The following is a 16,844-nucleotide window of genomic DNA, read 5'->3' on the forward strand; positions in this document are numbered from 1 at the left end:
GGAAAAGGCGGGATAAAGACAGAATGCATGGCGGCTTCCTTGAAATGATTGCAAGTGCGCGGAAAAATTGGCAGCATAGCAAATAAATAAACGCCTGCGCATTTGGCACCATCGCCCCCATCGCCACCACCTACCGGAGCACCGATGCACGACTTGCCGCTTTCCGCCCCCTACCAGTTGCGCGTCCAGCGCGACGACGACGATGGCTTTGCCGCCGCGCTGTACAGCTCCACGCGCGGCGACCTGCGCCAGATGCCGGCCGATCCCGCCGTCATCGAGCAGCTGATCGCCATGCAGCAGCGCATGCAAAGCCACGGCTATCGCCAAGCGTATCCGCACGCCGCATATCTGGTGCTGCAGCATGGCGACACGCCCATCGGGCGCCTGGTCCTGGACCGCCAGGATCAGGTGCTGCACCTGGTCGACATCGCCATCCTGCCCGCCGCGCAAGGCCAGGGCGCAGGCAGCGCCGTGCTACGCGGCTTGCAGGCGCAAGCGGGCGCGCAGCAATGCCGGATCCACCTTGCCGTCAACAAAAGCAACACCGCCGCGCGCGCGCTGTACCAGCGGCTGGGCTTCCGATTGCGCGGGGAAAACGAGGTGCAGGATCAACTGGAATGGAGCGCGCCATAGTGGCGGCGCCGACTCCACCTAGCACCTGGCTGCGGCTGCCGCTGCGCTTTGACGTGGCGCGCATGCAGCGCGAGAGCGACCAGTTCGCCACGGACGAGTGGATCCATCATTTCAATACGGGCGCCTACGACACGGGCTGGAGTTGCGTGCCGCTGCGCTCGCCGGGCGGAGCAGCTGGCGACATCATGCCCGTCGACGGCGCAGCCTATGCCGGCACGCCGCAACTGGCGCGCTGTCCCTGCCTGCGCGAGGTGCTCGCCAGCTTCGCCTGCGACATCCGCGCCGCGCGCCTGATGGCTTTGGCGCCGGGCGCCATCATCCGCGCCCACCGCGACGCCGGCACGTCGCTGGCCGATGGCTTGATCCGCATCCACATCCCCATCCACACTACGCCGCAGGTGCTGTTCAGCATCGACGGCGAGACTGTCCACTTTACGGCCGGCCACGCCTGGTACATGGACGCCAGCTGCCTGCACGCCGTGCATAACCGGGGTACGGCGCCGCGCATCCACCTCGTGCTCGACTGCGTCACCAATGCCTGGCTCGAAACGCTGTTCGCCTCGGCCGGTTTCGTGCCGAAAGCGGCCCATAAATATGGCGACCCCAGCATCAACGATGGCAATGTGCGGGCCATCATCGCCCAGCTGCGACTGTCGCCCTCGCCTGCCAGCCTGGCGCTGGCCAGCCAACTGTCCACCTTGGCCGACGGGAGCGCGCCATGAGCGCCGCGCCGGGCCTGGCCCAGCAGGAACGCTTGCTGGCCAAGGGCGAGACGGTGGCGTGGCACGAAGGCATGGACTTGCGCGGCTGGTATCCGCTGTATGTGGAGCGCGGCGAGGCGCTGGCGCACGCCGCCCTGTGCTGGCGCGCGCTGGGGGAAACGGTGTTCAGCGACGCCTTCTTTGTCAATACCCTGGCGCGCCAGCCGCATGAGGAGCGCCGCGTCTGCCGCACGCCGCTGGCCGCGCTGGCCACGATGGCCACGCTCGGCAATGGCTTGGCGCCCGACGCCTACATCTTCCACGTCTCGCGCTGCGGCTCAACCCTGCTGAGCCAGCTGCTGGCGTCCTTGCCGCAATGCATAGTCATGTCCGAGCCGCCCGTGATCGATTCGCTGCTGCGCATGTATCACGACAGCATGACGGCCAGCGCCGGCATCGCCCTGCTGCGCCAGGCCATCCTGGCACTGGGCCAGCGCCGCTCGGGCACAGAGACGCACTTCATCATCAAGTTCGACTGCTGGCACATCCACAGCCTGGACTTGCTGCTGCAGGCGTTTCCCGGCACGCCCTGCCTGTTCGTCTACCGCGAACCGCTGGCCGTGCTGGCCTCGCACCAGCGCCAGCGCGGCCCGCAAATGGTGCCCGGCATGCTGCACCCGGCACAGCTGCCGCTGCCCGCGCACCAGCTGGCGCCCGGCGATATCGATGGCTATACGGGCCTCGTGCTGGCCAGCCTGTTCCAGGCCGCCCTGCCCCATGCGGCGGCCGGCAAGCTGCAGTTAATTCACTACAAGCAATTGCCAGATATCGTGTTCAGCGATGTATTGACGCGCTTCGGCATCACCCCCACGCCGGCACAGTTGCAAGCGATGCGCGCGCGGGGCGGCGTGCATGCGAAATACGGCACGACCTACCAAGGCGACCCGCCAGTGGCCGCAGCCAACGGCCTGGCCGCCATCGCCGCGCAAGTACAGCCCGGCTATCTGGCGCTGGAAGCGTTGCGCACGGGGCAATAGTCACAGCGCGGCGGCATTGTCCTCGCGCCACTTGCGCACCATCTCGCTGCTGATTTCCCGTTCATAGCAGATGGGGGCGTAACCGCCCTTCCGGCTCCATGCGCTGCGCCCTCCGCAAGCGCTGCCATTCTTGGCGGCATTGTAGGGACAGGGGCAGCGGCCCGGATAGGCGGCGATCGACTCGGCGATGATCTGCTGCTTGACCTTCGCTTCGGTTGGCGGCTGGCGCCCTTGGCCGCCGGCAAGGGGCGCGTAGGCCGTGCCGGCGGCAAGCATCAACACCAGGGCGCAGAGATTCTTCATAGGAAAGTTGTTTTCATCGAGAGGCAGCGAACGTGCCCTGCAAGTATGACAGATGCTTTTCGACAAATCAGCGCCAAATGTCACGAGAACCATGGCCGCAATGCAAAAAGCCCAACCGTGAAGGCTGGGCTTTTCGATACTGCTGATGTTCTGGCTCCCCGACCTGGACTCGAACCAGGGACCTGCGGATTAACAGTCCGTCGCTCTACCAACTGAGCTATCAGGGAAAAGAGGCCGCATTCTATAGGGCAAATTTTCAGTTGTCCAGATTTACGCTGAAAAATTTATGCGCGCAGCCGCTCAGCCCGGATTTTCCCTGGGCTGATAGTCAAACACCAGCACCCGCCCCAGCCATGGCTTGAGCAAATCGACAAAGGCCAGGTGGGCCGGATGGGCCAGGTACACGTCGCGTGCGCTGGCGCCATCGAAGGTCAAGGTAAAGCAATCGGTAAAGCCGTCATCGAGGCCTTCCGGGCTGACGTTCGGCCCCCATTCGAATTGCAGCACGCCGGGGATGCGGTGTTTAAGCTGGGAAAATTCATAGACCAGCTCGGCATGCTTGGCAGGTGTGATGTCCTCAAGAAAATCACACAGGACGATATGGCGCAACGGGATAGAACAGGTCATGGTGGCAACTCTCCTATGGGCTTGCCTTCAGGATAGCGCAAAACGGAAAAGCACACAGGCAGAGGCCCGCCATGGCACAGATATTTTCTATATGCAACATGTTATTCGGATAATATCCCCCATGGACACCCCCATACCCGCAAGCATCCATTCATATCAGACCATGACAAAGCTACTGGCAGTGCTATTCATCACCTTGATGCCATTTTCCGCATGCAAAGCGCAAGCGCTTGCCATCGACGCGCTGCTGACTCCCGACATTGGCGGGATCAAGCAGTTTGTGGAAATCAAGACAGATGACTCAAAAAAACCTGTTCTGCTCTTTTTATCGGGCGGACCGGGAAGTTCGATGATGAAGAATGCGGATGCCTTCACCGCCATACTGAAAAACAGATTTACGCTGGTGCAGTGGGATCAGCGCGATGCGGGAAAAACCCTGACACTGAATCCGTCACCTAGCCAGCCTTCCGTCGCGCAGATGAAGCAGGACACGCATCAGGTCATCACGTTTCTTCAAAAAGAGCTCAAGCAGGAAAAAATATACTTGCTGGGCAGCTCCTGGGGCAATGTGCTCGGTTTTCATATCGTCGAACGGCATCCGGAACTGCTGCATGCGTATTTCGCCGTCAATCCCGTCATCAGCCAGCTAGCCAGCGAAAAGGAATTGCTGGCCAATTTGAAGGCGCATTTCCGGGACGATGCCACCGCCAGCAAAGAACTGGCGCAGGTGCATATCCCCTTTCAACAGGATGAAGACCTGTTCTATTTGCGCAAATGGCTTTTCCATCAGGAGGGAAAAACATTCGCGACCAGCGATGGCTTCAAGACCGGCTTTCTGCAATGGTCCAAAGCCTGGTCTCCCGTATGGAACGAAGTGATGCACATCGATTTGACGAAGACCTTGAAGAAAGTCGACTGCCCGGTCTATTTCTTCGTTGGCAAGAACGACATCCAGACGTCCACCCGCATCACGCAAGACTATTTTGAGCAGCTGCAGGCACCAAGGAAGGGGCTGTTTGTATTTGAACAATCGGGACACCAGATACACCAGGATGAACCGGAAAAATTCCAGCAGGCGATCATTGGGACCCTGCCGGCACCAATCGCGGCGCGCTGAAATGCAAAAAGCCCAACCGGTAAAGGCTGGGCTTTCTGCTGCTACATGTTCTGGCTCCCCGACCTGGACTCGAACCAGGGACCTGCGGATTAACAGTCCGTCGCTCTACCAACTGAGCTATCAGGGAAAAGAGGCCGTATTATATAGGCCAAACTTGGCGCTGTCCAGATTTCCATAGGGAAAATCTTATCGTGGCCCAAGCTATACGCGGGCGCCGCAAAAACAAAAAAGGCCACGTTTTTCAACGTGGCCTTTCGAATTCTGGCTCCCCGACCTGGACTCGAACCAGGGACCTGCGGATTAACAGTCCGTCGCTCTACCAACTGAGCTATCAGGGAAAAGAGGCAATATTATATGTCGCTTGTTCCATATTTGCAAGACTGATACTGCATCGCCACAAACACGGCCATCGCCGACTTTCTACCGCCATCAGCGCCGCACTTGCATGCAGCGCCGAAGAAGCAAGATATTAAAGTACTTTGGCGATCGCGTCAATGACGATGTCGATATTGCGCGAATTCAACGCTGCCACGCAGATACGGCCCGTGTCGACGGCGTAGATCGATTCCTCGCGCAAGGACGCCACCTGCTCCTTGGTGAGACCCGAGTACGAGAACATGCCGATTTGCTGGCGCACGAATTCGAAGTCGTGGCCTGGCGCCTTGGCTTTCAGCTTTTCCACGAAGGCATTGCGCATTTCGCGGATGCGCACGCGCATGCCGGCCAGTTCCTCTTCCCACAGCTGGCGCAGTTCCGGCGTGGCCAGGACGGTGGCGACCACCTTGCCGCCGTGTACTGGCGGGTTCGAGTAGTTGGTGCGCACGACACGCTTCAATTGCGACAGCAAACGGGCCGCTTCGTCGGCGCTCGAGGCGACGACGCTCAGGGCGCCCACGCGCTCGCCGTACAGCGAGAACGATTTCGAGAACGAGTTCGATACCAGCAGCGGGCCGCCCGCGTCGGCGAAGCGGCGCACCACGGCGCCGTCTTCGGCGATGCCGTTGGCGAAGCCTTGGTAGGCCATGTCCAGGAACGGCACCAGGCCGCGCGAGGTCACCACGCTGATGATCTGATCCCACTGGGCCACGCTCAGGTCGGCGCCGGTCGGGTTGTGGCAGCACGCGTGCAGCACGACGATGGAGCCGGCTGACATGGCGTTCAGGCTGGCCAGCATGCCGTCGAAGTTCACGCCATGGGTGGCGGCATCGTAGTAGGTGTAGTTATTGACGACGAAACCGGCGTTCTCGAACAGCGCGCGGTGGTTTTCCCAGCTAGGGTCGCTGATGTAGACTTGCGCGCCCGGCGCGAAGCGCTGCAGGAAGTCGGCACCGATCTTCAGTGCGCCCGTGCCGCCGATGGCTTGCACGGTGACGGCGCGGCGCTCTTGAATTACGGCGCTGTCGGCGCCAAATACGAGTTCTTGCACAGCCTTGTCGTAGGCGGCGAGGCCTTCGATCGGCAGATAGGTGCGTGGCGCCGCCTGTTCGATCAGGATGGCTTCCGCCTTGCGTACGCAAGCTAACAGAGGCACTTTGCCGTTGTCGTCATAATAGACGCCAACGCCCAGATTGATTTTGGCGGGATTCTGGTCCGCGTTAAATGCTTCGGTGATGCCCAGGATCGGGTCGCGTGGGGCCATCTCGATGGCGCTAAACAGACTGGCAGAAACAGTTGGGTTCGTCATGATAAGATTGGATTCGATTGGAAGCAGGTTCACAGCGGAGTTGTAGACAGCGCCCCAAAATACAACGCCAGGGCCGCCAGCAGAGCACTATTCTAACAAAGGTCTGATTCACATGCCCGAATTATCTACCGCCAGCGAGGCGGAAAGCGCAATTATCTCTTTCCCGGACTCCCCGTTCAAGCTGCACCAGCCCTTCCCTCCGGCCGGTGACCAGCCCACGGCAATCGACCAGTTGTCAGAGGGGATTGCCGACGGACTGGCCTTCCAGACCCTGCTGGGCGTGACCGGTTCGGGCAAGACCTACACCATGGCCAACGTCATCGCGCGCATGGGCCGGCCCGCCATCGTCTTCGCCCCGAACAAGACCCTGGCCGCGCAGCTGTACAGCGAGTTCCGCGACTTTTTCCCGCAAAACGCGGTCGAATACTTCGTCAGCTACTACGATTACTACCAGCCCGAAGCCTACGTGCCGCAGCGCGACCTGTTCATCGAAAAGGACTCGTCGATCAACGAGCATATCGAACAGATGCGGCTGTCGTGCACCAAGTCGCTGATGGAACGGCGCGACGTCATCATCGTCGCCACCGTCTCGGCCATCTACGGTATCGGTAACCCGAACGAATACCACCAGATGATTCTGACGTTACGCGTCAAAGACAAAGTCGCCCAGCGCGACGTCATCGCGCGCCTGATCCAGATGCAGTACACGCGCAACGAAGTCGATTTCGGCCGCGGCACCTTCCGCGTGCGCGGCGATACGATCGACATCTTCCCCGCCGAGCATGCGGAGCTGGCCGTGCGCCTGGAAATGTTCGACGACGAAATCGAATCGATCCAGCTGTTCGACCCGCTGACGGGCCGCGTACGCCAGAAAATCCCCCGCTTCACCGTGTATCCGGGCTCGCACTATGTGACTCCCCGCTCCACCGTGCTGCGCGCCGTGGAAACCATCAAGGACGAGCTGCGCGAGCGCCTCGAGTTCTTCCGCAAGGAGAACAAGCTGATCGAAGAGCAGCGGCTCGAACAGCGCACGCGCTTCGACCTGGAAATGATGGCGGAAATCGGTTTCACCAAGGGCATCGAGAACTATTCGCGCCACCTGTCCGGCGCGCTGCCGGGCGAACCGCCGCCGACCCTGGTCGACTACCTGCCGCCCGACGCCATCATGTTCCTCGACGAGTCGCACGTGCTGACGGGCCAGTTGAGCGCCATGTACAACGGCGACCGCTCGCGCAAGACGAACCTCGTCGACTACGGCTTCCGCCTGCCGTCGGCGCTCGACAACCGGCCCTTGAAATTCGAGGAATTCGAGCAGAAGATGCGCCAGACCGTGTTCGTCTCGGCCACGCCGGCCGAATACGAAAAGAACCATTCCGACCAGGTGGTCGAACAGGTTGTACGGCCCACGGGCCTGGTCGACCCGCAAATCATCGTGCGCCCGGCCAGCAGCCAGGTGGACGACCTGATGTCGGAAATCGTCGAGCGCATCAAGAAGGACGAGCGCGTGCTGGTGACGACCCTGACCAAGCGCATGTCCGAGCAATTGACGGAATACCTGGGCGACCACGGCATCAAGGTGCGCTACCTGCACAGCGACATCGAAACGGTGGAGCGCGTGGAAATCCTGCGCGACCTGCGCCTGGGCACCTTCGACGTGCTGGTGGGGATCAACCTGCTGCGCGAGGGCCTGGACTTGCCGGAAGTCTCCTTGGTCGCCATTCTCGACGCGGACAAGGAAGGCTTCCTGCGCTCCGAGCGCAGCCTGATCCAGACCATCGGCCGCGCCGCGCGTAACCTGAACGGCACGGCGATTTTGTACGGTGACCGCATCACGGACTCCATGCGCCGCGCCATCGACGAGACGGAACGCCGCCGCGCCAAGCAGATCGCCTTCAATACGGCCAACAACATCATCCCGATCGGCGTGAAGAAATCGATCCGCGAAATGATCGACGGCGTCTACAGCCCGCAGGAAGCGCGCGAAACCCTGCAAGTGGCGCAGGAAGCGGCCAAGTTCGAATCGATGAGCGAGAAGCAGGTCAGCAAGGAAATCAAGCGCCTGGAAAAACTGATGGTCGACCACGCCAAGAACCTCGAGTTCGAAAAGGCGGCGCAAGTGCGCGACCAGCTGCATATCCTCAAGCAGCAGCTGTTCGGCGCACCGGGTACCGATAATGTGGCATCGATACTGGGTAGGTCGGATTAGGGCCGCCGGCCCGTAATCCGACAACATTGTTGGCGCCGGTGGCGGTGTCGGATTACGCGGCCTTGCCGCTAATCCGACCTACCTGACTCGCCTTGACCGCACCAGCGCCTGCAGACCGCTGCCCATGCTTTGCCCTACTCCGGCAGCGAATAGTCGATGTCGTAAAAATGCTGGCCGTTTTCAATGCGGATGACCAGGGTGCCGCTGATGCCCGTCAGCTGCCCCGTGCCGGAATGCGGCACGATGACGATGGACAGCTGCTGCTTGCCATCGGCCATGGTGCCCGCATGCTGCGCCACGAAGCTGCCCTCCCTGCCCTGCAAGACGCCCGTGATGGCTTCCATGGCGACGTAGCCGGCCGCGCCCTTGGTGTCGGTGATGGCGCTGAGCATCTCCCCCTTGGCCGTGGCGACCAGGTCGCCGGCATAGACTTTATCGAGCAGCACCTTGCCCAAGGTCGTGCGCCCCGCGCGCTGCGGTGCCGCGGATGGCGTCATGGTGATGCTGAAACTTCCCGTGGCGTGCACTTGCATGCGATGATCTCCCTCTGCAGACGAGGCGGCGCCGGCCGGCGCCACCGATAGACAACATGCGGCCAGCACCAGGCCGGACAAGCTGTGTGATTTCATGATTCCCTTTCAATCGATGCGAGAGAACCAGCTTAAGACAGCGCAGGAGACAAATATTGGATAAAACCGACAGCACGCGCAATGTGCTCGCCGCGCGCGGCCAGGCGCCGAAGGGCATCGTCGACCCGCAGGCGGCGGCGCGCCGCATACGGCTGGCGACCTATGCGCCGGACACCGCGCTGGCGCCGTTCGTCGAGTACTTCTGGGTGGTCGAATGGGACAGGCGGGGCTGCGCGCCGGAGACGCAGCGCGTGCTGCCCTACCCGAACGCCCACCTGGTTTTCGACCTTGGGCGCACCGCCATCCATGGCGTCGTGCGCGGTGCCTTTGACAGGCCGTTGACCGGTGCGGGCAAGGTGCTGGGCGTGCGTTTCGCGCCGGGCGGCCTGCGCCCGTTCATCAGCCAGCCCCTGTCGTCATTCACCGACACGACCATCGCCGCCGATGCCCTGCTGGGCATGCCGGCAGGGGAAGCCGAGGCGCTGGTGCTGGGGCAAGCCGGCGATACGGCCATGGTGGCGCAGGCACAGGCGCTGCTGCTGGCCAGGCTGCCACAGGTCGATGACGCGGCCCTGCTGGCCGCCAGGCTGACGGCCGCCGCGGCGGCCCACAACGGCCCGGCGAGCGTGACGCAGCTGTGCGAGAAAATGGCCATCGGCGAACGCCGGCTGCAGCGCCTGTTCGCCAACTACGTGGGCGTGCCGCCGAAGTGGGTGATCCAGCGCTACCGCCTGCAGGAAGCGATCTGGCGCCTGGCGCAGCCCGATGCGCCCGACCTGGCCAGCCTGGCGCATGCGCTGGGCTTTTTTGACCAGGCCCATTTCAGCCGCAGTTTTGCGGAACTGGTGGGCAGCACGCCGCTTGACTATCGCCGCTCGCAGTTGGTAACAGCAGCCTAGCCCGCCGCTTTCACGTCGTCGATATACGCGCGGATGATGGCGGCGAAGTCCGCATCGGCCGTCAAGCCCAGCGCTTCGGCCCGCGCCGTGTCCCAGGCGCCGGGCCAGCTCTTGACGATGCGTTCGACGGCCGGATCGGGCGCATAGCTGATGCGCTTTGTTACTTCGCTGCCGGCCACTTCTTCGAGTGCGGCGATCATCTCGCCCACGCTCACGCTCAAACCCGGCAAGTTCACCGTGCGGCTGGCGCCGAACGCCTCGCCCGCCAGTTCATGGCCGGCGATCAGGGACGCGATGGCGCCGCGCGGCGACAGCAGCCACAGACGCAAATCGGTGGACACGGGGCAGACGGCCGCCTCGCCATTCAACGGTTCGCGGATGATGCCGCTGGCGAACGACGACGCCGCCTTGTTCGGTTTACCGGGACGCACGCTAATGGTCGGCAGGCGCAGCACGCGGCCGTCGACGAAGCCGCGGCGACTGTAATCGTTGAGCAGCAATTCGCCGATGGCTTTTTGCGCGCCGTACGAGGACTGGGGATTGAGCGCGGTCGTATCCTGCACCACGTCCGGCAGCTTGCCGCCGTACACGGCCACGGAACTGGTAAACACGACCTTCGGCTTGTGTCCCAGTTCGCGGCAGATGTCGAGCAGCAGTCGCGAGGCGTCGAGGTTGATGCGCATGCCCAGCTCGAAATCGGCTTCCGCCTGGCCGCTGACGATGGCGGCCAGGTGGAAGATCGAGCTGGTCTGCACATCGACGGTGGCGCGCATCAGCGTGCCGTCAGCGATGTCGCCCGTGACCACTGTCACGCGCGCATCGTTGAAGTCATGCGCGGCCACCACGTCGACCAGTACCAGCTCGCTGATCGTCTGCAACTGGCCGTGGCTGTCCGTCAGCTGGCCTTGCGCCAGCAACTGGCGCGCCAGGCGCTGTCCCAAGAATCCGGCGCCGCCGGTAATCAATACTTTCATTTTCATGCTCCTTGTTTGTTGTTGTAAGCGGCCAGCCAGCTCAGGCCATCCTGAGTGCGCCCGCGCGGACGGTATTCGCAGCCGATCCAGCCCTCGTAGCCCAGTTCATCGAGCAGTTTGAACAGATACGGGTAGTTAACTTCGCCATCGTCCGGCTCATTGCGGGCCGGGACGCTGGCGATCTGCACGTGGCCGATGCCGTCGAAGTTGTTCTTGAACGTCATGGCGATATCGCCCTCGACGATCTGCGTGTGGTAAAAATCCATCTGCACCTTGACGTTGGGCGCGCCCGACTCCAGGCGCAGCGCATGGCCTTGCGCCTGCGTGACGAGGAAGTAGCCGGGCATGTCGCGCCCGTTGATCGGTTCGATCAGCAGCTCAAGGCCATGCTCGCCCACGGCCTGGGCCGCGTACCGCAGGTTGGCCAGGTAAGTGGCGCGGTGCAGGTTGACGTCGGCACCCACGGGCAGCAGGCCGGCCATCATGTGCACGCGCGGGGTGCCCAGCGCCAGCGCATACTCGATGGCGCGCGCCACGCCGGCACGGAATTCTTCTTCGCGGCCCGGCAGCGACGCGATGCCCCGCTCACCGGCCGCCCAGTCGCCCGGCGGCAGGTTGAACAGCACATTCTGCAAGCCGTGCTCGCGCAGCCAGCCGGCCACTTCCTGCGGCGCGTGGTCATACGGGAACAGGAATTCGACGCCTTTAAAACCCGCTTGCGCGGCGGCGGCAAAGCGCTGCGGGAAAGGGACTTCGTTGAACATCATGGTCAAGTTGGCGGCAAAACGGGGCATGCGGTATCTCCTTGGGAATCTTATATGTCGAGTTTGAACGTGTGCTTCAGGTCCGCGATCTGCGCCGCGTCGAGCGGGCGCGTGGGCACGTCGCGCAGCAGCAGGAACAGCTTGGCCGTCTCTTCCAGTTCCTCGGCCGCATACACGGCCGCTTCCAGGCTCGTGCCCGATACGACGGGACCGTGATTGGCCAGCAGCACGGCCGAGTGCTTGCGCGCCATGGCGCCAATGGCGCCCGCCAGCGCCGGGTCGCCGGGCCGGTGATACGGCACCAGCGGCAAGCGCCCCACCTTCATCACGAAATATGGCGTGAGCGGCGGGATGCAGTCGTCATGGTTCAAGCCGCACATGCACGACACGGCGGCCGAATGGGTCGAGTGCAAGTGCACGATGGCGCCGGCGCTGCCCCGCTCTTCGTACATGGCGCGGTGCAGGAACGCCTCTTTTGACGGCGGTGCGCCGCTGATCAGATTGCCGTCCCAATCAAGCTTGGACAGCTGCGCGGGATCGAGCCGTCCCAGGCTGGCATTCGTGGGCGTGAGCAGCCAGCCGTCATCCAGGCGCACGCTCAGGTTGCCGCTGCTGCCAGCCGTCAAACCCCGCTCGAACAGCGACTTGCCGAAGTCGACGATCAGCTCGCGCTGGCGCGATTCGGTGGCGCTCATGCCAGCACCTGCCAGGCCTTGCTGAAGAAATCGACCGTGCCGAAATTGCCGGACTTGAGCGCCAGCGCCAACGGCGCCCGGCCATCGTCGCCCGGCGCGGGCAAGGCTTGCGTCCACGGCACGCCAGGGTCGATCTCGGGGCCGATGCGCAAGCCCGCCACGCCCAGCGCTTTCACCACGGCGCCCGAGGTTTCGCCGCCGGCCACGATCAGCTGGCCCACGCCGAGGCGCACGAGCCCTTGGGCAATGGCGGCCAGGCTTTCCTCGACGAGGGCGCCGGCACGCTCCACGCCCAGCTGCGCCTGCACGGCGCGCACGGCATCCGGCGTGGCCGTGGCATAGATCAATACGGGGCCTTGCGCCAGATGCTCATCCGCCCACGCCAGCGCCTGCGCGACGACCGCATCGACTACTTCGCCGCCTGCGGCCAACTGCAGCGGGTCGACGTGGAACGCCGGCGCCAGTTCACGCAAATGCGCCACCTGCTGCTGCGTGGCCACCGAGCAGCTGCCCGAGATCACGGCGCGCAAACCCGTCGGCGGCGGCAAGCGTCCCGCTTGGCCCGCGGGCGATGGCGCCAACTGGCCCCGCTGGCGGAAATTCTGCGGCAGTCCCAGTGCGATGCCGGAGCCGCCCGTGACCAGTTTCAAGTCCGCGCAGGCGGCGCCGATGGCTTCCAGGTCGCGGTTCGAGACGGCATCGACGACGGCGAAATGGCAGCCCTGGCCGCGCAAGTCCGTAAAGCGCTGGGCGATGGCGGCCGCGCCCTTCTCCACCACGGAGAAATCGGCCAGGCCTACCTTGGCTTGCACCTGCTGCTGCAGCACGCGCACCAGGTTCGAATCCGTCATCGGCGTCAAGGGATGGTCGCGCATGCCCGATTCGGCCAGCGGCACGTCGCCGACGAACAGGTTGCCCTTGTAGATGGTGCGGCCGTTGGCGGGGAATGCGGGACAGGCGATGGTGAAATCCGTGTCGAGCGCCCGCATCAGCGCTTCGGCCACGGGGCCGATATTGCCGCGCGGCGTGGAGTCGAACGTGGAGCAGTACTTGAAGTAGAACTGCTTGCATCCGGCTTGCTGCAGCCAGGCCAGCGCGGCCAGCGATTCGGCCACGGCGTCCTCCGGTGCATTCGTGCGCGACTTGAGGGCGATGACGACGGCGTCGACATCGGCTGGCGGCGGACCTTGCGGCACGCCGATCAGCTGCACCGTGCGCATGCCGGCCTTGACCAGCATGCCGGCCAGGTCGGTGCCACCCGTGAAATCGTCGGCGATACATCCCAGTAGTACGGTCATGATGGTTCCTCTTGATTCAGTGACGCCTTCGCCGGCAAAGTAATGCCCGGGAAGGTCTTGATGACGGCCGAGTCGTCCTCGCCGCCAAAACCAGCCGCCGAGGCCTGCATGAACATCTGGTGCGCCGTGGCGGACAACGGTAATGGAAACACGCTTTTCTTCGCGTAATCGAGCACGATGCCCAAATCCTTGACGAAGATATTCACGGCCGACAGCGGCGTGTAGTCGCCCTTCAGGATATGCGGCACCCGGTTCTGGAACATCCAGGAACTGCCGGCGCTATTTGAAATGACTTCGTACAGGGCCTCCGGATCGCAACCGGCGCGCAAGCCCAGCGCCATCGCTTCGGCGGCGGCGGCGATGTGCACGCCGGCCAGCAACTGGTTGATCATCTTGACCTTCGAGCCCTGCCCCGGCTGTTCGCCCAGGCGGTACAGCTTGGCGCAGATGGCGTCGAAAATGCCGGCGCAAGCGTCGAACGCATCGGGCGCGCCGGCCGCCATCACCGACATCTCGCCGGCAGCCGCCTTGGCCGCGCCGCCGGAAATGGGCGCATCGATGAAGCGCAGTCCCATGGCCGCCAGGCGCGCGCCGAGCGCCTCGGCAAACTCGGGCGCCACGGTGGCGCAGGCGATCACCACGCTGCCCGGCGCCAGGCTGGCAGCCGCACCGTGTTCGCCAAACAGCACGGCTTCCGTCTGCTGCGCATTGACGACGACGATCAGCATCGCTTGCACCTGTGCCGCCAGCGCGGCCGGAGACTGCGCCGCATGGGCGCCCTGGCCGGCCAGCGCTTGCACGGTGTCGGCGCGCACGTCGCAGGCATGTACTTCAAAGCCGGCGCGCAGCAACGATTGCGCGATGCCCATGCCCATGGCGCCCAGGCCGATCACGCCTACTTTTTCTATTGTTGCGCTCATTATTTGCTCCATTTTTATTTGTTCACCAGCTTGGCCGGCACGCGCATGATGATGGCCGCGCCGATCACCAGGATGCCGGCCAGCAGGTAGATGGCGATGTCGGTCGACTGCGTCAGATCCTTGATCGAGCCGATCATGTACGGCGCTGCGAAGCCAGCCAGGTTGCCCACCGAGTTGATGGCGGCGATGCCGGCGGCGGCCGAGACGCCGCCAAGGAAAGCCGTCGGCAGGCTCCAGAACATCGGCGAGGCGGCCAGGATGCCGCCGGCGGCGATCGTCAGGAAGAAGATGGCCCAGCCCGTGTTGTGGGCGCCGGCCAGCGCGCTGCAGACGATGGCGGCGGCGCCGACGACCAGCGGGATGGCCATGTGCCAGCGGCGTTCGCGGTATTTGTCCGAGCTGCGGCCCAGCAGTATCATCGACGCCACGGCCACCGAGTACGGGATCGCCGTGAATAGGCCGATATTGAGCACGCCCGTCACGCCGGCCGCCTTGATCAGGCTGGGCAGCCAGAAGGTCAGCGAATACTGGCCCATTACGCAGCAGAAATAAATCAGGGCCATGACCCAGATGCGCGGGTCGGCGAACATGGCGCGGATCGACGGGTGCGATACCTTGCCCTGCGCTTCCGTGGCGATGCGCTGTTCGAGGATGACTTTTTCCTCTTCCGTCAGCCACTTCGCAGCGCGGATGCTGTTATCGAGGTAGAACAGCACGGCCACGCCCATCAGCGCGGCGGGAATCGCTTCGAGCACGAACATCCATTGCCAGCCCGCATAGCCGTGCCAGCCGGCGAAGGTTTCCATGATCCAGCCCGACAGGGGGCCGCCGATCAGGCCCGCCACGGGAATGGCGGCCATGAAGGTGCACACCATGCGCGCACGGCGCTCGGATGGATACCAGTAGGTCAGATACAGAATGATGCCGGGGAAGAAGCCTGCTTCGGCGATGCCGAGCAGGAAACGCATGACGTAGAACTGGGTCGGCGTCGTGACGAACATGAAGGCGCCCGAGATGACGGCCCACGTGATCATGATGCGGGCGATCCACACGCGCGCGCCGATCTTGTGCAGCATCACGTTGCTGGGCACTTCGAACAGGAAGTAGCCGAGGAAGAACACGCCCGCGCCCAGGCCGTACACGGTTTCGGAAAACTGCAGGTCGGCCAGCATTTGCAGCTTGGCAAAGCCCACGTTGACACGGTCGAGGTAAGCGACGATGTAGCACAGCATGAGGAAGGGAATGATGCGCCAGGTCACCTTGCGGTAGACGGCGTCGTCGATGGTTTTCTGGCTTGCGGCGGCGCCGGCCGGCTGCCCGGGCAATGCTTGTGATACGTCCATGCTTGTCTCCTGATCGCTGGGGGATCGACCGTGCCGGGTTTTTATGGTCCACCGGAGGTGGCTGGCAACTTGTCTAAAATTTGTATTGATGTATATTATGTGTGTGTTTTGTGTGTGTCAAGCTGTATATTCCATATAATGGCAAGCAGGCAAGCAGGCAAGCCCCATGAGAACCGCTAGCACAAGGATGCACCGATGGACCGCACGTTCCGCTTTACCCTTCCCCCGCCGGAGCCCGCCGCGGGCAGTTTCACCACCGGCACCCTGGGTGCGCGGGTGGCGACACGGCTGCGCCAGCAAATCCACAACGATGGCCTGGCCGGCGGCACGCGTTTGCCGTCGGAGCAGGCGATGGCCAGCCACTTCGGCGTGAGCCGCACGGTGCTGCGCGAAGCCATCGCCCTGCTGCAGGCCGACGGCATCGTCGTTACGCGCAAGGGCAGCGGCACCTTCGTGTGCGCGCAGGATGGCGCGAAGACGGGCGAACGGGGCGACGCGCTGACGGAGCAGTCGGTGCAATCGCTGCTGAACCTGATCGAGGTGCGGCAAGGGCTGGAGGCGGAAATCGCCGCGCTGGCGGCCGTGCGGCGCACGCCGGGCCAGCTGGCCGACATCGAGCATGCGTTGCACCGGATCGAGGAGGCCGTGGCGGCCGGCGTCGATGGCGTGGAAGAAGACGTGCGCCTGCACCTGTCGATCGCCGAAGCGACGGGCAATCCTTACTGGCCGAAATTCGTTGCCATGTTTGCCGACCCGATCCGCTCGGCCGTGAAGGTGACGCGCGCGAATGAAGCGCGGCGCACGGACTTTTCCATCGAAGTGCGGCGCGAACATGAAAAGATCGTCCAGGCGATTGCCGACGGCGACCCGCAACGGGCGCGCCAGGCGGCCATGGAACACATGCAGCACGCGGCCGAGCGCGTGCGCCTGGCCGACCGCGAATTCTGGCGCGGCGACGGCGGCGCGCTGGCGCGCACCTTGGGGCGCGATCCCATCATGCAAAAATAAGACCGC

General features: G+C 63.5%; 17 protein-coding genes and 3 tRNA genes. 7 read left to right on the forward strand and 13 right to left on the reverse strand.

What is annotated here, in order from left to right; translation table 11 throughout:
* Nucleotides 1–144 precede the first annotated feature (144 nt).
* The 3 genes from AC4BCN_RS21525 to AC4BCN_RS21535 are packed head-to-tail and all read left to right on the forward strand — an operon-like array spanning nucleotide 145 to nucleotide 2,371.
* On the forward strand, nucleotides 145–633 hold the full coding sequence (locus tag AC4BCN_RS21525) for a GNAT family N-acetyltransferase (protein WP_490491725.1): 489 nt from the start codon (nucleotides 145–147) through the stop codon (nucleotides 631–633).
* Complete coding sequence (locus AC4BCN_RS21530; protein WP_490491726.1) at nucleotides 618–1,355, forward strand: aspartyl/asparaginyl beta-hydroxylase domain-containing protein; 738 nt, start codon at nucleotides 618–620, stop codon at nucleotides 1,353–1,355. Before AC4BCN_RS21525 ends, AC4BCN_RS21530 begins: the two co-directional genes overlap by 16 nt.
* On the forward strand, nucleotides 1,352–2,371 hold the full coding sequence (locus AC4BCN_RS21535) for a hypothetical protein (protein ID WP_490491727.1): 1,020 nt from the start codon (nucleotides 1,352–1,354) through the stop codon (nucleotides 2,369–2,371). Before AC4BCN_RS21530 ends, AC4BCN_RS21535 begins: the two co-directional genes overlap by 4 nt.
* On the opposite strand, the gene AC4BCN_RS21540 is transcribed toward AC4BCN_RS21535, so the two are convergent.
* The 3 genes from AC4BCN_RS21540 to AC4BCN_RS21550 all read right to left on the reverse strand — a co-directional run bounded on the left by AC4BCN_RS21540 (nucleotide 2,372) and on the right by AC4BCN_RS21550 (nucleotide 3,301).
* On the reverse strand, nucleotides 2,372–2,674 hold the full coding sequence (locus AC4BCN_RS21540) for a hypothetical protein (protein ID WP_223278795.1): 303 nt from the start codon (nucleotides 2,672–2,674) through the stop codon (nucleotides 2,372–2,374).
* Between the two features lie 151 nt (nucleotides 2,675–2,825).
* Nucleotides 2,826–2,901 (reverse strand) — tRNA-Asn (locus tag AC4BCN_RS21545).
* A gap of 73 nt (nucleotides 2,902–2,974) precedes the next feature.
* Entirely contained in the window at nucleotides 2,975–3,301 is a 327-nt protein-coding gene (locus tag AC4BCN_RS21550) for a Dabb family protein (protein ID WP_034750182.1), read from the reverse strand.
* A gap of 121 nt (nucleotides 3,302–3,422) precedes the next feature.
* Between AC4BCN_RS21550 and AC4BCN_RS21555 the strand changes: the two genes are divergently transcribed.
* A complete protein-coding gene (locus tag AC4BCN_RS21555; RefSeq protein ID WP_490491728.1) occupies nucleotides 3,423–4,418 on the forward strand; it encodes an alpha/beta fold hydrolase in 996 nt (331 codons plus the stop codon).
* Between the two features lie 51 nt (nucleotides 4,419–4,469).
* Here the strand turns inward: AC4BCN_RS21555 and AC4BCN_RS21560 are convergent.
* The 3 genes from AC4BCN_RS21560 to AC4BCN_RS21570 all read right to left on the reverse strand — a co-directional run bounded on the left by AC4BCN_RS21560 (nucleotide 4,470) and on the right by AC4BCN_RS21570 (nucleotide 6,102).
* Nucleotides 4,470–4,545, reverse strand: a tRNA-Asn gene (locus AC4BCN_RS21560).
* Between the two features lie 135 nt (nucleotides 4,546–4,680).
* Nucleotides 4,681–4,756, reverse strand: a tRNA-Asn gene (locus AC4BCN_RS21565).
* A 131-nt stretch (nucleotides 4,757–4,887) separates the two neighbouring features.
* Entirely contained in the window at nucleotides 4,888–6,102 is a 1,215-nt protein-coding gene (locus AC4BCN_RS21570) for an amino acid aminotransferase (protein WP_490491729.1), read from the reverse strand.
* A gap of 112 nt (nucleotides 6,103–6,214) precedes the next feature.
* Between AC4BCN_RS21570 and uvrB the strand changes: the two genes are divergently transcribed.
* The gene (uvrB, locus tag AC4BCN_RS21575) at nucleotides 6,215–8,308 is read left to right on the forward strand and encodes an excinuclease ABC subunit UvrB (RefSeq protein ID WP_490491730.1); all 2,094 of its coding nucleotides are present in this window, start codon (nucleotides 6,215–6,217) and stop codon (nucleotides 8,306–8,308) included.
* A 134-nt stretch (nucleotides 8,309–8,442) separates the two neighbouring features.
* Here the strand turns inward: uvrB and AC4BCN_RS21580 are convergent, their stop codons facing one another.
* Entirely contained in the window at nucleotides 8,443–8,937 is a 495-nt protein-coding gene (locus tag AC4BCN_RS21580) for a DUF3224 domain-containing protein (protein ID WP_490491731.1), read from the reverse strand.
* Between the two features lie 56 nt (nucleotides 8,938–8,993).
* Here AC4BCN_RS21580 and AC4BCN_RS21585 point away from each other — a divergent pair, with 56 nt between their 5' ends.
* Nucleotides 8,994–9,836 (forward strand): AraC family transcriptional regulator, encoded by an 843-nt coding sequence (locus AC4BCN_RS21585; protein ID WP_490491732.1) that lies wholly within the window; start codon nucleotides 8,994–8,996, stop codon nucleotides 9,834–9,836.
* On the opposite strand, the gene denD is transcribed toward AC4BCN_RS21585, so the two are convergent.
* The 6 genes from denD to AC4BCN_RS21615 are packed head-to-tail and all read right to left on the reverse strand — an operon-like array spanning nucleotide 9,833 to nucleotide 15,830.
* Nucleotides 9,833–10,810 carry a D-erythronate dehydrogenase gene (denD, locus tag AC4BCN_RS21590; RefSeq protein WP_490491733.1) on the reverse strand — a complete coding sequence of 326 codons (978 nt, stop codon included), beginning with the start codon at nucleotides 10,808–10,810 and terminating at the stop codon, nucleotides 9,833–9,835. The genes AC4BCN_RS21585 and denD overlap by 4 nt on opposite strands.
* Nucleotides 10,811–10,812: 2 nt before the next feature.
* Nucleotides 10,813–11,604, reverse strand: a complete 792-nt coding sequence (otnI, locus tag AC4BCN_RS21595) for a 2-oxo-tetronate isomerase (RefSeq protein ID WP_490491734.1) — start codon at nucleotides 11,602–11,604, stop codon at nucleotides 10,813–10,815.
* Between the two features lie 20 nt (nucleotides 11,605–11,624).
* A complete protein-coding gene (otnC, locus tag AC4BCN_RS21600; RefSeq protein WP_490491735.1) occupies nucleotides 11,625–12,269 on the reverse strand; it encodes a 3-oxo-tetronate 4-phosphate decarboxylase in 645 nt (214 codons plus the stop codon).
* Complete coding sequence (gene otnK, locus AC4BCN_RS21605; RefSeq protein WP_490491736.1) at nucleotides 12,266–13,567, reverse strand: 3-oxo-tetronate kinase; 1,302 nt, start codon at nucleotides 13,565–13,567, stop codon at nucleotides 12,266–12,268. Before otnK ends, otnC begins: the two co-directional genes overlap by 4 nt.
* The gene (gene ltnD / locus AC4BCN_RS21610) at nucleotides 13,564–14,487 is read right to left on the reverse strand and encodes an L-threonate dehydrogenase (RefSeq protein ID WP_490491737.1); all 924 of its coding nucleotides are present in this window, start codon (nucleotides 14,485–14,487) and stop codon (nucleotides 13,564–13,566) included. The genes otnK and ltnD overlap by 4 nt, the downstream gene beginning before the upstream one ends.
* 14 nt (nucleotides 14,488–14,501) lie before the next feature.
* On the reverse strand, nucleotides 14,502–15,830 hold the full coding sequence (locus tag AC4BCN_RS21615; protein WP_128142421.1) for an MFS transporter: 1,329 nt from the start codon (nucleotides 15,828–15,830) through the stop codon (nucleotides 14,502–14,504).
* A gap of 195 nt (nucleotides 15,831–16,025) precedes the next feature.
* Between AC4BCN_RS21615 and AC4BCN_RS21620 the strand changes: the two genes are divergently transcribed.
* Nucleotides 16,026–16,838: a FadR/GntR family transcriptional regulator gene (locus tag AC4BCN_RS21620; protein ID WP_490491738.1), complete on the forward strand. Its 813-nt coding sequence runs from the start codon at nucleotides 16,026–16,028 to the stop codon at nucleotides 16,836–16,838.
* Nucleotides 16,839–16,844: the final 6 nt, after the last annotated feature.

The organism is Janthinobacterium sp. Bl 1, from assembly GCF_058215535.1.

What these genes read in the sequence shown, in the direction of transcription:
- ltnD (WP_490491737.1), bottom strand. Translation starts at nt 14,487, where the DNA reads ATGAGCGCAACAATAGAAAAAGTAGGCGTGATCGGCCTGGGCGCCATG.
- AC4BCN_RS21530 (WP_490491726.1), top strand. Translation starts at nt 618, where the DNA reads ATGGAGCGCGCCATAGTGGCGGCGCCGACTCCACCTAGCACCTGGCTG.
- AC4BCN_RS21550 (WP_034750182.1), bottom strand. Translation starts at nt 3,301, where the DNA reads ATGACCTGTTCTATCCCGTTGCGCCATATCGTCCTGTGTGATTTTCTT.
- otnK (WP_490491736.1), bottom strand. Translation starts at nt 13,567, where the DNA reads ATGACCGTACTACTGGGATGTATCGCCGACGATTTCACGGGTGGCACC.
- AC4BCN_RS21535 (WP_490491727.1), top strand. Translation starts at nt 1,352, where the DNA reads ATGAGCGCCGCGCCGGGCCTGGCCCAGCAGGAACGCTTGCTGGCCAAG.
- denD (WP_490491733.1), bottom strand. Translation starts at nt 10,810, where the DNA reads ATGAAAGTATTGATTACCGGCGGCGCCGGATTCTTGGGACAGCGCCTG.
- AC4BCN_RS21525 (WP_490491725.1), top strand. Translation starts at nt 145, where the DNA reads ATGCACGACTTGCCGCTTTCCGCCCCCTACCAGTTGCGCGTCCAGCGC.
- AC4BCN_RS21615 (WP_128142421.1), bottom strand. Translation starts at nt 15,830, where the DNA reads ATGGACGTATCACAAGCATTGCCCGGGCAGCCGGCCGGCGCCGCCGCA.
- AC4BCN_RS21570 (WP_490491729.1), bottom strand. Translation starts at nt 6,102, where the DNA reads ATGACGAACCCAACTGTTTCTGCCAGTCTGTTTAGCGCCATCGAGATG.
- AC4BCN_RS21620 (WP_490491738.1), top strand. Translation starts at nt 16,026, where the DNA reads ATGGACCGCACGTTCCGCTTTACCCTTCCCCCGCCGGAGCCCGCCGCG.
- otnC (WP_490491735.1), bottom strand. Translation starts at nt 12,269, where the DNA reads ATGAGCGCCACCGAATCGCGCCAGCGCGAGCTGATCGTCGACTTCGGC.
- AC4BCN_RS21580 (WP_490491731.1), bottom strand. Translation starts at nt 8,937, where the DNA reads ATGAAATCACACAGCTTGTCCGGCCTGGTGCTGGCCGCATGTTGTCTA.
- AC4BCN_RS21555 (WP_490491728.1), top strand. Translation starts at nt 3,423, where the DNA reads ATGGACACCCCCATACCCGCAAGCATCCATTCATATCAGACCATGACA.
- AC4BCN_RS21540 (WP_223278795.1), bottom strand. Translation starts at nt 2,674, where the DNA reads ATGAAGAATCTCTGCGCCCTGGTGTTGATGCTTGCCGCCGGCACGGCC.
- uvrB (WP_490491730.1), top strand. Translation starts at nt 6,215, where the DNA reads ATGCCCGAATTATCTACCGCCAGCGAGGCGGAAAGCGCAATTATCTCT.
- otnI (WP_490491734.1), bottom strand. Translation starts at nt 11,604, where the DNA reads ATGCCCCGTTTTGCCGCCAACTTGACCATGATGTTCAACGAAGTCCCT.